Below are 14,212 nucleotides of genomic sequence, written 5' to 3'. Positions count from 1 at the left end.
GCGTTTCCTTGAACGAACGGGCTGCGGCCGGGCGCAGCGCAACACGAAAAAAGCGCCCCGCGAGCGGGACGCTTTTTGTTTCGTGAATCGTGAGGCGCGATTGTGACGAGTGAAACGTGAGGCGTGATTTTCAACCACGCGCATTCAGTCACGCCTCAATCATCACGCCTCAATCGTCACGCCTCACGCTTAGTGCGCGACGACGACCTTGGCGCCTTTGGGCTGGCCGATGTCGGCGAGCAGTTCGCCGAACCACGGTTCGTCGATGTCGAACGGCTTGCCGCCGGCGATGCGCGGGAATTCGCAGGCGCGGAGCTCGTCGTTCTGGTCTTCGTCGTGGCCGACCACGCCGCCGATGCCGGCGATGGCGGATTCGACCGCCACGTCGCAGCATGCTTTGATGAGCTTGAGGTCTTCCTCGTTGGAGGCCGCTGCGCGGGCAAAGTAGCCGGACTTCTGGATGAGCACCTTTTCGGCATCAAGCAATTTGGCGAACTGCTTGCCGAACCAGGCGCCCGGATTGACGGCGTCGAGCTTCACGTGGCCGAAGGCATCGCGCGGAACCTCTTCGCCGGCGGCTTCCATTTCCTTGATGATCGACTCAACGCCGGCGCCTTCGGAAATGAAGATGTTCACGTTGTCGATCTCATCCATCACCTTCTTGAGGCGCTGGGCTTCGGCGGCGATGTCGATTTCCATTTCCGGAACGAAGATGGCGTGGACATCCTTGCGCTCCTTGGAGAGGCCGATGTTCGGCAGGAAGTCGAGTTGTTCGAGCTTTTCATGGTAGACCTTGGCGGTGTAGGCCGTCAGCCAGCCGCAGTTGCGGCCCATGACTTCGTGGATGATGAGCATGCGCGGGTTGGCGTTGTGCTCGGCCACCACGTTGGCGAAATATTTCGCGCCCTCTTCGGCGGCCGTCCAGGCGCCGAGGGATTGCTTGATCGGGAAGACATCGTTGTCGATCGTCTTCGGCAGGCCGACCACGATCAGTTTGTAGTCGTTTTCGGCGAGGTAGGCCGCCAGGTCGGCGGCGGTGGTGTTGGTGTCGTCGCCACCGATGGTGTGGAGCACGTCGACGCCGTCTTTGACGAGCTGGTCGGCCGCCACCTGGAGCGGATCCTGGCCGGGTTTAACGAGCCCGCGCTTTTCGCAGTCCTTGACGTTGGTCAGTTTGACGCGGCTGTTGCCGATCGGCGATCCGCCGTGCTCGTAGAGGATGGCGGCGTTTTTGCGGATTTCACCGTTAACCTGGATCGAATCGCCGAGCAGGAGTCCTTTGTAACCGCCGACATAGGCGATGATTTCGGTTTCGGGGGAAACTTCGGTGTAGCGCTCGATCAGGCGGCCAACCGCAGTGGAGAGGCAGGGCGCGAGACCGCCCGCAGTCAACAGGGCAACTTTTTTAACAGCCATGGTGTTAATTCCTTTTCGTTTAAGTGGTTGAAAAATGAGCGGACATAATGGGAATCGACGGGAAAAACGCAAGCGGAAACGATGGGGATTGCGGTTGGTCGCGCGTTGGGGTAGACGTGGGACATGGCAGATGTATTCATCGTACGGGAAAGAGTGAAGCTCAGCTTGTGGCTGTTGGCGGTCGTGGCTGTTTTGGGCGGTTTGGCGGCGTGGAACTTTTGGCGAACGTTGGAGATCGGCGATGACCGGAGCTCGTTCAACTTTGCACTCGTCTTTACCGGGGCATGCGGGCTGGGTTGGTTTGGCCTGTTGATCTATTTGTTCACGCTGCGCCCGGCAAAGCCCGCCGATTACCAAAAAAAGAGGAAAGCGCGCAACGTCCCGTGGTGGCCGATCGCGATGGGTTTTTTTGTTCTTCTGCTGGTTGCTGGCGGGATCGTCCTCAACAACCTATCGCATCAACTGCTCGGCGAGTTCGTGCTGTTGCGCGAAGGCCAGTTGGACGCGCTGGTCGAGCGCATCCAGTCCGATCCGAAGCTGTTGGTAAAAACCGAAGGCAAGGAGGGGGAAACGCTGGTGCAGGTGGCCTTCCGCGAGAATATGCCCCAGGCCGTTGACCGGCTGATCCGCCTCGGTGCTTCGAAAAACGATCTGGGCGGCGCGGGCCGCGATCCGGTCGCGGTATCGCTTGCCAATTTGCCGATGTTGCTCGTCCTGCTGGAAAACGGGATCGATCCGAATGCGCCCGCGAGCGACGGCACGCCGCCGATCCACCCTGCGGTCGAGCACCGGCTCGAGGGAGCCGTAAAGGCGTTGCTGGACGCCGGGGCCGGGGTGGACGCACGCGACCTGACCTACCGCACCCCGCTCATGCGGGCCGCAGAGGCCGATGCCCTCCCGATCGTCCGGCTCCTGCTCGCCGCCGGCGCGGATGTCAACGCCTTCGACCGCCGCGGCGACACCCCGTTGCACTACGCCGTGCGCAAGCGCAGTCTCGAGGGAACCCGCCTGTTGCTCGACGGCGGCGCCGATCCGCGCAAGTTCAATTTCATCCATCTCACGCCGCTGCATCTCGCCGTCAGCGGCGGGCATATTGAGCTGGTGGAGCTGTTCCTCGAAATCCCGGGCATGACCGGACTGCATGACGACCAAGACCTTACCCCGCTCGACTATGCGTTGCGGGGGGGGCACTACGATATCGCCGATCGGCTGATCGATGCCGGGGCGGACGTCAATCGCATCCTGGCCAACGGCGATACGCTGATGCACCGGATGATCCTGGCGCGCAACTACCGCACCACCCGCTTCCTCATCAATGCCGGCGGCGATGTCGGCATCCCCAATGCCTCCGGCGAGACCGCCCACGACCTGCTGCGCCGCAAGCAACTTGCCGGCCTGCTCGAAATGGTGCAGCGGCGCGACCATCCGGAGGCCTTCACCAACGCCGTCGATTCCGCCTCCATCGATTCCGTCTCCGAATGACGGGCCAAATCATTTTGACCTTAATCATTTTGTCGCGTCGCCGGATTTTGGCAGTATGGACGGCATGAACGACGTTCCAGAATCACTCATCATTGTTGCCGGGCGCGACGCCTATCCGCGGATGCTGGCCCGGGCCGCGCGCGCGGCGGGCGTCAAGCGCATCGTGGTGGTGGGCTTCAAGGGCGAAACCAACCGGGAGATGGCGGCGCTGGCCGACGAGTTCCACCGGCTTCCGCTGGGCAGCTTCAAGCTGTTTCTCGATACGCTGGCCGCCACCGGCATCAGGCATGCGGTGCTGGTGGGCCAAATCGGGATGAACAATGTGTTCCACCTGCGGTTGGATGCGTTGGCTAAAAAACTTTACCGGTCGCTGGAGACCCGCAACGCCCATACCATTTTCGGGACGGCGGCGGACGAGATTGAAAAGCTCGGCATCGAGGTGCTGCCGGGCAATTCGTTCATGGAATGCTACACCCCGGCGGCCGGGGTGCTCGGCCAGCGTGCGCCGACCGCGCGCGAGCAGGCCGATATCGAACTCGGCCTCAGATTGGTGAAGGGCACCAGCGAATTCGAGATCGGCCAGACCGTCGCCATCAAGGACGGGATCATTATTGCGGTCGAGGCTTGGGAGGGCACCAACCGGACCATTCGGCGCGCGGGCAAGGTCGGCAAGGCCGGCTGCGTCGTCGTGAAGGTGCCGAAGCACGGGCACGACATGCGGTTCGATATCCCGGTGGTCGGCGCCAAGACCTTCCGGGTGATGAAGCGGGCGAAGGTGTCGTGCCTGGCGGTCGAAGCGGGAAAAACCATCCTGCTTGAAAAGGAAAAGCTCATCGCCCTTGCCGATCAATACAACATGGCCTTCGTGGCCATTGAGACAGGGCAGGACTAGGTTCGACAAAATGATTACTCTGCGTTCGGAATTTGGAAATTATTTTGTCGGAAATATATCGAAATGAAGAAATCGATTCTAGTTGTGGCGGGGGAGGTGTCGGGCGACCTGCATGCGGCGGGGGCGATTCGCGCACTGAAGGACCGTGCGCCGGACACCGCCTGCTGGGGCATCGGCGGCGACCATCTCAAGGCCGAAGGCGTCGAGCTGTTGCAGCATACCGACCGCATGGGCGTGATGGGCATTGTCGAGGTGCTCAAGCAATACCGCTTTTTCAAGGGCGTCATGAAGCAGGTGCTCGCCGAGGTCGATACGCGCAAGCCGGAAAAGGCCCTGCTGGTGGATTATCCCGGCTTCAATCTGCGCCTGGCCGCCGAACTCAAGAAGCGCGGCGTGAAGGTTTTCTACTACATTTCCCCGAAGGTGTGGGCCTGGAACAAGAAGCGGATCCCGAAAATGGCGGCGGTGATCGACCGTCTCATGGTGATTTTCCCGTTCGAGGTCGAGCTGTTCAAGGCAACGGATTTGACGGTCGATTTCGTCGGCAATCCGCTGGTCGAACAGATCGACGATTTTCTCGCGGCGCCGTCGGCGGAGCTTCCGTGGGGTTCGGAGCGCCGAATCGCCTTGCTTCCCGGCAGTCGAAAACAGGAGATCCTGCGCATTCTCCCAACCATTCTTTCCGCGGCGAAACGGTTGGAAACGGCGTTCCCCGACGTCTCTTTCATGATCGCCTCGCCCAACGCCCGGATCGAAAACCTGGTCAACGAACAGATGGCCCGGTCCCGGGAAAAGCCTGCGCGGTTGGAGGTCATCCGCGGCAACGCGCGCGAGCTGATGCGGCAGGCCGAGGCGGCGATCGTCACCTCCGGCACGGCGACGCTCGAAACCGCGCTGATCGGGACGCCGCACATCCTCGTCTACAAAACCAGCGCGTTCACCTATTGGTTCGCCCGGTCGGTCGTGAAGATTTCCCATATCGGGCTGGTGAACATCATCGCGCAAAAAACCGTCTGCCCCGAGTTGATCCAGCTCGACGCCGCGCCCGAAACCCTGGCCGCCGAAACCGCGAAGCTGATGGCCGATACGCCCGAACGCGCCGCCATGCTCGCGGGCTACGCCGAGGTCCGCCGGCTGCTGGGCACAAAAAAAGCCGCCGAAAACGTGGCCGCCATTCTTGGCGGGGAGTAGCGCCCGCGCTCCGCGTCGGCTCCAAGCCGCCTCGTAGCGGCGGCTTTACCCGAGCCCACCTTCGAGCGGAGTGGTTAGAGGCATTCGCGGCGCATTTCCAACGTTTGGAATTCCGATCATCGATCGGGCGTGCTAGCTTTTCGCACTCATTTGATAAAACCGAACACTGAAACCGCCGAAGCATGAATATTGATCAGGTCTACAAACAGGTTGTTGAAAAAGTCCTCCGGGAGGGAATAAAGAAAACCAACCGGACGGCCACGGATACCATTTCCGTGAGCGGTTGTATGATCGATTACGACATGGCCAACGGCTTCCCGCTGCTCACGACCAAAAAGATGGCGTGGAAAACCCTCCGGGTCGAATTGGAGGGCTTCATCAAGGGCGTGACCGACAAATCGTGGTTCCAGGAGCGCGGTTGCAAAATCTGGAACGAGTGGTGCTCGCCGGCCAAAGTGCCGTACGGCCACGACGAGGCCACCTATAAAGCCATGGCGGCGGAAAAAGACCTCGGCCCGATCTACGGGTTCCAGTGGCGCAACTTCAACGGCCACTATGCATTCGGCGCCGAAAATTTCACCGGCGGCATCGATCAGCTGGCGAAAGCCATCGAAACGCTGAAGACCAATCCGGACAGCCGCCGTATTCTGGTGAATGCCTGGAATCCGCAGCAGCTCGACCAGATGGCGCTGGTCCCGTGCCACTATTCCTATCAGCTGCTCTGCAACGAGGGGGTGCTGGACCTGCTCTGGAACCAGCGGTCGTGCGATATCTTTCTCGGCATCCCGTTCAATATTGCTTCGTACGGCCTGCTGTTGGAACTGATCGCCAAGGAGTGCGGCATGAAGGCCGGCAAACTGATCGGCTTCCTCGGCGATGCCCATATTTATGTCAACCACCTCGACCAGCTCGACGAGCAGATGAAGCGCGAGCCCTTTGCTCCGCCGACGCTGCGGCTGGAAGGCTACGACTCGATCTTCGACTGGGAGTGGCAGCATGCCACGCTCGACGGCTATGAATCCCATCCCTCCATTAAAGGCGAGGTCGCGGTTTAATGATTGCGATTGTTGCCCGGTCTGAAAACGGAGTCATCGGCAAGGACGGCGGCCTGCCGTGGCGTTGCAAAGGCGACTTGCAGTTTTTCAAGCGCACCACGATGGGTCGGAAAATCGTGGTCGGCCGCACCACCTTCGAGGGGCTGCCGCCGCTGAAAGGGCGCGACATCTATGTGCTCACCCGCAATCCCGACGCCCGCTTTGAAGGGGCCTCCGCCGTTTCCAATCCGGTTGACGTTCCGGCCGATGCCATCGTCTGCGGCGGCGCGGCGATTTATGATCTGATGATTCCGCAGTGCGACCGGCTGATGGTGACCACGGTGAAAAAAGTGGTCGAGGGCGATACCTTCTTCAATCCCCAATGGCTGGACGGTTTCGTGCCCGCGGAGATCCTCGAAGAGACCGACGAATATTCGATTGTTTCCTATAAAAGGGCAAACTGATCAGGCGGAAGGGTCAGCCCGCACATTGCGTCATTTTCTGCTTCAACTCTTTTCTTTCCGAATCGATCTCGTTATTCAAAGCACTTAAGGCCCGGGATAGGTTGGCCCGACTCCCCATCTTCAGCCGATCCGCAATCCACACACCTGTGACGGTTGTTGATTTTTTCAATAGCCAAGCAACCGCCTGTTTTTCCGGCCTGTTGCTTTTCATCCCCACCAATGCCGACTCACTCACGCCTAATACGACCAACGCCCTGTCAAGTAGCCGCTCAGCCTCCGCTTCGTCATGGGCCCTGCGCTGATCGCCACGCAAATTATCCGAATGATCCGGCAATTTTTTGGAAAGCCATCCTCGAAAGGATTCCCCTCCAACATACCACCCTCTTTTCAACTGCTTCGCCACCATCTCATCGAAAGGCTCTTGCGATCCAGACATCTGAAACTCCAAAAAGTCCCGGTATTGCATCCAACCCCCTGAAGCCTCTCCATCTAATCCGCAAGCATTCAGCAACCGAACCCGGTTAAGCCATGCTGGCACCCTTTTTACCCGGCCCACATATGCCGGATAACTGCTCCACGTGTAATGCTCAAGTGGCCGATCCAAACCCGAACCTGCCATTCCCGCGCGAAACGGATTCAAATGGATATAGTTCCCAACCGCCTGGAAATAGGATGAATCTTGGCCCGCCTCTATGGGTAGCGCCTTGTACCGCCCTTGGAACAAATGGCCGCGACATTGAAACATCGCATTGAAACGTTGCGTATAGGCACCTTGAAACCATTTCATTCCCGTCACCAGATTGGCCTCCGGGGTTTCCAGCAGCAAGTGGTAATGGTTCGACATCAACACATAAGCATGAACCATCCAGCCCGTCTGTTCACAAACCTCTTCAAGTGTCGCAAGGAAAAGGCGCCGCCCCTTATCCTCCTTGAAAATCGACTGTCCATTATTGCCGCGGCACATCGCATGGTATACCGCTCCGGGATATTCATGTCTGATTGATCTGGGCATACTCGAAAACTACGCCGCGTCCACCAGCAGGTCAACCATCGAAATGACGCATTGTGCGGGCTGACCCCTCTTTTGACCCCTCTTTCCCGTGTGGGAAAAGGGGTTATCGTGCCTGGCGTTGGTTAAGGTATTCGTGCTCCAGGTTGGAGCCCAGCACGATTTCGATGATTTGGCAGCCGGCATCGAGCAGTGCCGGAATGATCAGCCCATTAATGCTGCCCAGAGCGGTCGGCTGGCCGGTTAGATGGATGCGCAGCATTTGAGCGGCCGCATCAAACTCGACCGCGTGTTCGGGAACCAGTTCCTGCAACCGGGCCAGCGGCGGCGTTCCTGTGATGTTCATGTTAATCTGCCGGCCATGCCGGGTTACGTGCTTCATGGAATTCTGGCGCATGAGCCTTCCGGCTTCGATGAATGCGACCTGGTCGCACACGCTTTCGAGTTCATGCAGTATATGGCTGCTGATGACGATGGTCTGGCGCCCGCGCCGGCTGCGGATCAGGTTCCGGATGTTTGCGGCCTCGACCGGGTCGAGCCCGCTCATGGGTTCGTCGAGCAGCACGATTTCAGGATTGCCGAGAAACGCCTGGGCAATGGTAAAGCGCCGGAGCATGCCGTGCGACAACTCGCTCACGCGGGCCGTCGTTTTGTCGGCAAGATTGACCCAGCCGAGCACCTCGCGTACGGCGGCGCGCGCCGGGGCGCGGTGCAGTCCCTGCAGCCGGGCGTAGTAGTGCAGCAGGTGGTCGATGCGGGCATGGCGGGGCGGAACGGAGTCTTGGGGAAGAATCGCCACCAGCCCGGCGTGACGCGCCGCGCTATACGGTCCGTGCCCGAGCACATCGCAGGCGCCGCGGTCGGGCTTGACGAGCCCGGAGACGATCGACATCAGGGTGGTCTTGCCGGCGCCATTGCTGCCGACGAGCGCGAAAATACTGCCTTGGGGCACGGTCAGGCTCAAGCCATCGAGTGCGCGGGTTCGCCGGTACTGCTTGACCAATCCATCAACGCGGAATGCGGGCGTCATAGATCCCTCCTGTTCAGGATATAGTATCCCGGCAGGAGATACAGCACCCCGAGCAGCACCAGCATGATGGCGGCTGGCAGGACGTGCGCCGGTTCCGGCCAGAGCAGATCCAGCCGGTAGGCCTGCGGTGTCAGCCAATAGGGGATGTTCAGCAACGCGCCGGTCCCCCGGAAGTGGTTGCTGACGGCGGCGGTGATGGAGAGCGCAATGACCCCGGTAAAACCCAGCACCGTCGCCAAATTGGCGGAACGGGTGAGCTGCGAAACGCCGATGGCCAGCCCGACGTAGGAAAACGTGTACACGACGACCTTCAGCGAGATGATCAAAAGCTGCATGGCCGTTGCAACCGGATTAAAAAACGACAAGCGGAAATAGCCCACCAGCCATGCCCCCAGCGCGCTCAGCAGGAGCGACGGCAAAAGCAGCGCCGCCTGAGCGACAAACTTGCCGGCCACCCAGCTGGACAGCGACGTGCGGTAGAGCACAAAGCGGGCCGAGCCGATCGCCCGTTCTTCGGCGATGCGCGCCGTCGAGACCAGCATCATGACCAGCGGTGCGAAGGTGCAGCTCAACCACCAGTAGAATATCGAGATGGGCGACTGGCTGACGATATGGTCGGTCAGGGCTTCGTTTTTGACCGTGTCGTTGAGCATGTGCCGAATGAATCCGGTTTCCCACAGGGTCTGGGTCACCGTGCCGACGGAATCCGACTCCGCCAGCTTGAGCGTCTCCAGCAGGCGGTCTTCGACCTTTTTCATGCCGTTGATGAAAAAAGAGGATGCCGCGACGGACCCCGCGAGGTAGATCAGCAAGAGGAAAACCGCCCGGCGGCTACGGAAGGCATCCCGCACCTCATGCACGGCGTGGATCCAGATGCTTTTAACGGGCGAGGGCTGCATTAAAAATCAACCTCGCCCAACCGGCCTTCGATCCTGAGCAGCGGCGCGGCCACCTGTGGATCAATCATTTCAATGAGTCGGAACTCGTCCCCGACGCCTTCCCGCCAGTTGGCCGGAAGCTTGCGATCCATTTCATCGTAGGTCAGTACCACCCAGTCGAGGAGTTCGCTGACCATGCGGATACCGTCTTCGGACGTGATCTGCTCCTGCTGTTCAATCCGTGCGACCCAATTGCTGATGGTTGCTTCGGCACGCAGGTTGAGCGCTGCCATTAGGACATCAAAATCATTGATCTCCTCCTCCCCAGCCCCCATGCGCTCGATGAAGGAGGCCCGGGCGAGCCGTGTTCGCACGTTCCATAATTCAATCGCTTGATCGAGGCGTTCCTCCCCCGAAACCGGCCTCCTCTTGTTCGCGACCTGCGCAGGCGGGGCATTGGTTCCGCCCGGGTTGCGAGCACCGGAGCGGCGTCGTTCGTTCACCTTGCCAATCCCCAGCATGCCGGTGACGGGGGTGCCGGAACCCGGCTCCCGTTGCGCCGTTTTTTCTTTAAGCGCCTTGATTTGACGTTGCGCCTGCTGGAGGTCGTAATGCGGCGTCCATCGGCCCAGGAAAAAGGCGACGACAAAGCAGATTAAGAGCGTGGCTAGTGATTTCATGTGGCCCCATGGCAGATCGAAAGCCGCTTTTCAGCCGGTGTAGGCACACTCCCGAGGATGCCGGCCGGCAACTATGCTTTCGTTTTCAACGTATGCTATAGGTCCATTGCCCAAACAAGGAAAAAGTTCCGACATGGGAAGAGCAAAGTGGTGTCGCTTCTGTTGTTTTTCAACGGTTCCCTTCGGGGAAACGTTCGCTACGCGCCGAACGTTCACTGCGCGAATGTAGAGGCCGTTTGGCCGGCGGGTCCGCCGTAGCTTCGCCGAAGGCGCGTGGCAGGCGGCGGCTGTAAACGCATTGCATCGCAAGGTTGACATTCGTGGACAAAAGGCGCATCAATGCGCATCACATGCAGAAAGTGTGATCATCGGGAGTGATGCGTATGCCAACGTTTGAGGGAACAGGGATCAGGAATCTGAAGCTGCGGGGCGGGATCTACTACTGGCGACAGCGGATCGATGGTATTCAGTACTCGGAATCGCTGCAGACGGGGGACCGTGAAGAAGCCTTGCGGCGCATGAATGGAAAAGTGGAGACCGTCAAAAAAGGAACCGGTTTAAAGGAGAAAAAAATGACTAAGGCAAAAGAGACCAGCAGAGAGCCCGCGGACCAAAGCGCGGGCTGGGTGACCTTCGACCCCAACCTGAAGATTTTGGATTGCACCGTGCGCGATGGCGGGCTTTGCAACAACCACCAGTTCGAGGACGGCTTCTTCAAACGGGTCTACGATACCTGCGTGGCCGGCGGCATCGACTACATGGAAGTCGGCTACAAGGCCGATAAAAAGCTCTTTGCCGGAACGGGTTGCGGGCCGTGGAAGTATACCGACGAAGAGGACCTCCGCCGCGAAGTTGGCGATAACGATTCCGAGATGAAGCTCTCCGTCATGGCCGATACCGGCCGCACCAATCCCGCGGACATCCTGCCCAAAAGCGAAAGCGTCATCGACTTGATCCGCGTCGCCACCTACATCCACCAGATCCCCGCCGCGCTGAAAATCGTCAAGGATGCCAAGCAGAAGGGCTATGAAGTGGCGCTGAACCTGATGGCGGTTTCAACCGTGCCCGACTACGAACTCGACAACGGCCTCGAGGTCATCTCCTCGGTCGAGGAAATCGACTTCCTCTACGTGGTCGATAGCTTCGGCTCGCTCTACTACGAGCAGATCGGCGACTTGATCGAACGCTACAAGAAGACCGGCAAAACCCTCGGCATCCACGCCCACAACAACCAGCAACTGGCCTACGCCAACACCATTTATGCCGCCATCACCGGCGTCAAGCTGCTCGACACCACCATGATGGGCATGGGGCGCGGTGCCGGAAACTGCCCCACCGAACTGATGGTCGGCTTCCTCAAAAACCCCAAGTTCAACATCCGCCCGATCCTCAAGTTCGTGCAGGATACCATGCATCCGTTGAGCCAGAAAATCGATTGGGGCTATAGCATTCCCTACATGATCACGGGCCACTACAACGAGCACCCGCGCTCCGCCATCGCCCTGCGCGACTCCGACCGCAAGGACGATTATCTGGGCTTCTACGATGAAATAGCAGCCATTTAGCGGAATTGTTTGTAAGCCGCTCTTAAATTGAGTTATAACCACCTCTTCAATTTTTGAAACCTCCCCGCGACTGGGGATAGAAAAGGAGTTTTTCAATGAATGTTTTGCATGTTTGCGCCAACCCGAAGCCGACCGAAGAATCGGTTTCCAAGCAACTCGCCGCCGCTTTCTTCGGCAAGCTGATCGAGTTGAAGCCCGACGTGGAGCTCGTCAACGTCAACCTCTACGACGAAAAGCCTCCGTTCTATTCCTACGAGCTTTATCGTGGGGTGTGGAATCCCGTTTTCGACGAGGAATACGAACCCACCAAGGTTGAGGACATGGCCACGAACTATGCCTCCAAGCAGGCCGAACTCTTCAACGAAGCCGACGTGCTCGTGCTCACCATGCCCATGTGGAACTTCGGCGTCCCCGCCATCATGAAAGCCTGGATCGACCAAGTCCTCTGCCCGGGCCTGACCTTCGACATCAGCAAGGAAGACGGCGTCCAGCCCCTGCACAAAATCAAGTCCGTCGTGCTGCTCGTCGCTTCCGGCGGCGTTTACAAGGAAGACGACGACCGCGATGCGCTGACCCGCCAGGCCCGCCACGCCTTCGACTTTATCGGCATCGACGATATCGAAATCGTCTGGGCCGAAGGCCAGAACCCGCTCTTCTTCGACGACTGCGACGAGCGCAAGGAACTGGCCCTCGAGGCCGCCGGCGAAATCGCCGAAGACATCGCCGACCTCGACCTTTCCGAGCCGGAAGGCGTAGAGGCCACGGCTGAATAGGCCCATGGGCACATTCGTCAAGATCTGCGGAATCTGCTCCGAGGGCGACCTCGGGCAGATTTCTGCTTTTAAACCCGACGCGCTCGGCTTCATCCAGTGGCCCCGCTCCAAGCGCTACATCGATCCCAAGGCCGTCGGCCAATGGGAGACGCCCGCGGGCATCAAGCGCGTCGGCGTCTTTGTGGCGCCCTCCGAGGCCGAGCTGGCCCATGCCGCCCAGCACGCCCGTCTCGACGTGCTCCAGATCCACCGAATCGCCAGCGGCTGGACGCTCGACCGCGAACTCTTCCGGGGGCTCGAAGTCTGGTGCGCCCTCAAACCGGACGAACTCTACTTTTCCGAATCCACCTTCCCGTTCGACCGCTACCTGCTCGACTCCTACGACCCCAAGACCGTCGGCGGAACCGGCGAAACCTGCGATTGGGAAAAAGCCCGCGACCTCGTCAAATCGGTCGAAACCCCGATCCTGCTCGCCGGCGGCCTCACCCCCGAAAACGTCGCGACGGCGATCCGCCAGGTCAAGCCGTGGGGGGTCGATGTCTCTTCCGGCGTCGAGCTCGAGCCCGGCGTCAAGGACCTCGCCAAGGTCGAGGCCTTCATGGCCGCTGCGCGGGGTGCGTGATGATCACCCGCTTTGCGCCCAGCCTGACGGGCTACCTCCATCTCGGCCACGTCCTCCACATGCACTATGTCTGGGGCGTCGCCCAAAAAATGGGGGCCAAGGTCCTCTGCCGCATCGAAGACCACGACCTCGGCCGCGCCCGGCCCGAATACGAAACCGGCATCCTCGAAACCATGGAGTGGCTCGGTTTCGTGCCCGACTTCGGAATCACCTCGGCAACCGCGGCCGGCCCGTCGGACTTCCGCCAAAGCGATTGCGGCAAGCACTACGAAGCCGTCTTGCGGCACTTGCGGGACCGCGGTCTCGTCTACGGGTGCGACTGCACCCGCAAGCAAATCCTGGAACGGCAGTCGGGGCAGGGGGAGCTTTGCTATCCCGGCACCTGCGCCGATAAAGGGCTCCCGCTCGATGGCAACACGGTCCGCCTGCGGGTGCCCGCCGGCGAAATCGTCTTCCACGACCTCAACCTCGGCGAACAGCGCCAAACCCCCCGCGTCCAGTGCGGCGACTTCTCGCTGCGCGATCGCGCCGGCCAATGGACCTACCAGTTCGCCTGCGTCTGCGACGACATCCGGCACGGCGTCGATCTCGTCGTTCGCGGCGAGGACATCCTCTTGAGCACCGCCCGCCAAATCCAGCTGCTGCAACTGCTCGGCGCCCCGCTGCCCCGCTATTTCCACCATCCGTTGCTGCTCGACGATGCGGGGAAAAAGCTCAGCAAGCGCCAGCGCTCCGAAAGCATTGCCGAGCTCCGCGCCGCCGGCGCAACGCCCGAACAGGTGATGGCCCAAGCCTTAAGCCGGGAGAGCGCGGCCGAGCCGGGCCACCAGCTCTTCTGAGGGTTCGAGGCCGATCGAGATGCGGATGAGCCAGCGCGACGCTCCGGCGGCCTCGGCCCAGTCGAGCTCGTGGTAGTGCGCGATCAGGGTGAAGGGGCAACAGAGGCTGAAGCTGGTGCCGAGGTTGGGCCCCTTGGTGATTTCCAGCGCATCGTAGAACCCTTCGGTATGTTTCTCCGCGTTCTTCAGCACAAACGAGAGCAACCCGCCATAGCCGCCGCCGGGCCGGCGCACCCGGTCGTACGCGTGCGGGTCGGTCAAGGCCGGGTAGTAGACGGATTCGACCGCCGGATGCCCGGTCAGAAACTCCGCCACTTCGAGCGCGGTCCGGTTGATC

Annotated in this window: 15 protein-coding genes; 9 read left to right on the top strand and 6 right to left on the bottom strand. The window is 60.3% G+C overall.

Going from position 1 to position 14,212, the window contains the following annotated elements; all coding sequences use genetic code 11:
• Positions 1–189: 189 nt before the first annotated feature.
• A complete protein-coding gene (locus ABYO54_RS05520; protein WP_372807243.1) occupies positions 190–1,416 on the bottom strand; it encodes a pyrophosphate--fructose-6-phosphate 1-phosphotransferase in 1,227 nt (408 codons plus the stop codon).
• Positions 1,417–1,569: 153 nt separating this feature from the next.
• Here ABYO54_RS05520 and ABYO54_RS05515 point away from each other — a divergent pair, with 153 nt between their 5' ends.
• The 5 genes from ABYO54_RS05515 (at position 1,570) to ABYO54_RS05495 (ending at position 6,479) form a co-directional block, all read left to right on the top strand.
• Positions 1,570–2,898 carry an ankyrin repeat domain-containing protein gene (locus ABYO54_RS05515; RefSeq protein ID WP_372807242.1) on the top strand — a complete coding sequence of 443 codons (1,329 nt, stop codon included), beginning with the start codon at positions 1,570–1,572 and terminating at the stop codon, positions 2,896–2,898.
• A gap of 64 nt (positions 2,899–2,962) precedes the next feature.
• Positions 2,963–3,790, top strand: coding sequence for an LpxI family protein (locus tag ABYO54_RS05510; RefSeq protein ID WP_372807241.1), 828 nt, complete (start codon positions 2,963–2,965; stop codon positions 3,788–3,790).
• A gap of 63 nt (positions 3,791–3,853) precedes the next feature.
• Positions 3,854–4,981: a lipid-A-disaccharide synthase gene (lpxB, locus tag ABYO54_RS05505; RefSeq protein ID WP_372807240.1), complete on the top strand. Its 1,128-nt coding sequence runs from the start codon at positions 3,854–3,856 to the stop codon at positions 4,979–4,981.
• Positions 4,982–5,163: 182 nt separating this feature from the next.
• Positions 5,164–6,036: a thymidylate synthase gene (thyA, locus tag ABYO54_RS05500; RefSeq protein WP_372807239.1), complete on the top strand. Its 873-nt coding sequence runs from the start codon at positions 5,164–5,166 to the stop codon at positions 6,034–6,036.
• Complete coding sequence (locus ABYO54_RS05495) at positions 6,036–6,479, top strand: dihydrofolate reductase (protein WP_372807238.1); 444 nt, start codon at positions 6,036–6,038, stop codon at positions 6,477–6,479. Before thyA ends, ABYO54_RS05495 begins: the two co-directional genes overlap by 1 nt.
• A 13-nt stretch (positions 6,480–6,492) precedes the next feature.
• On the opposite strand, the gene ABYO54_RS05490 is transcribed toward ABYO54_RS05495, so the two are convergent.
• The 4 genes from ABYO54_RS05490 to ABYO54_RS05475 form a co-directional block, all read right to left on the bottom strand.
• Positions 6,493–7,491, bottom strand: a complete 999-nt coding sequence (locus tag ABYO54_RS05490; protein ID WP_372807237.1) for a transposase — start codon at positions 7,489–7,491, stop codon at positions 6,493–6,495.
• A 103-nt stretch (positions 7,492–7,594) separates the two neighbouring features.
• Complete coding sequence (locus tag ABYO54_RS05485) at positions 7,595–8,518, bottom strand: ABC transporter ATP-binding protein (RefSeq protein ID WP_372807236.1); 924 nt, start codon at positions 8,516–8,518, stop codon at positions 7,595–7,597.
• On the bottom strand, positions 8,515–9,417 hold the full coding sequence (locus tag ABYO54_RS05480; RefSeq protein ID WP_372807235.1) for an ABC transporter permease subunit: 903 nt from the start codon (positions 9,415–9,417) through the stop codon (positions 8,515–8,517). Before ABYO54_RS05480 ends, ABYO54_RS05485 begins: the two co-directional genes overlap by 4 nt.
• On the bottom strand, positions 9,417–10,076 hold the full coding sequence (locus ABYO54_RS05475) for a hypothetical protein (protein ID WP_372807234.1): 660 nt from the start codon (positions 10,074–10,076) through the stop codon (positions 9,417–9,419). Before ABYO54_RS05475 ends, ABYO54_RS05480 begins: the two co-directional genes overlap by 1 nt.
• Before the next feature lie 572 nt (positions 10,077–10,648).
• Here ABYO54_RS05475 and ABYO54_RS05470 point away from each other — a divergent pair.
• From ABYO54_RS05470 to ABYO54_RS05455, 4 genes are all read left to right on the top strand, one after another.
• A complete protein-coding gene (locus tag ABYO54_RS05470) occupies positions 10,649–11,641 on the top strand; it encodes an aldolase catalytic domain-containing protein (RefSeq protein ID WP_372807233.1) in 993 nt (330 codons plus the stop codon).
• A 95-nt stretch (positions 11,642–11,736) separates the two neighbouring features.
• Positions 11,737–12,414 carry an FMN-dependent NADH-azoreductase gene (locus ABYO54_RS05465; protein ID WP_372807232.1) on the top strand — a complete coding sequence of 226 codons (678 nt, stop codon included), beginning with the start codon at positions 11,737–11,739 and terminating at the stop codon, positions 12,412–12,414.
• 4 nt (positions 12,415–12,418) lie between these two features.
• Positions 12,419–13,036 (top strand): N-(5'-phosphoribosyl)anthranilate isomerase, encoded by a 618-nt coding sequence (locus ABYO54_RS05460; protein WP_372807231.1) that lies wholly within the window; start codon positions 12,419–12,421, stop codon positions 13,034–13,036.
• Entirely contained in the window at positions 13,036–13,875 is an 840-nt protein-coding gene (locus ABYO54_RS05455) for a glutamate--tRNA ligase family protein (protein WP_372807230.1), read from the top strand. Before ABYO54_RS05460 ends, ABYO54_RS05455 begins: the two co-directional genes overlap by 1 nt.
• Here ABYO54_RS05455 and ABYO54_RS05450 read toward each other — a convergent pair.
• The coding region (locus tag ABYO54_RS05450) for a PLP-dependent transferase (RefSeq protein WP_372807229.1) at positions 13,831–14,212 on the bottom strand (382 nt) is incomplete at its 5' end. The genes ABYO54_RS05455 and ABYO54_RS05450 overlap by 45 nt on opposite strands.

Source organism: Pontiella sp. (assembly GCF_041622395.1).
Taxonomy (GTDB): domain Bacteria; phylum Verrucomicrobiota; class Kiritimatiellia; order Kiritimatiellales; family Pontiellaceae; genus Pontiella.
This window is presented reverse-complemented; position numbering and strand designations above follow the sequence as displayed.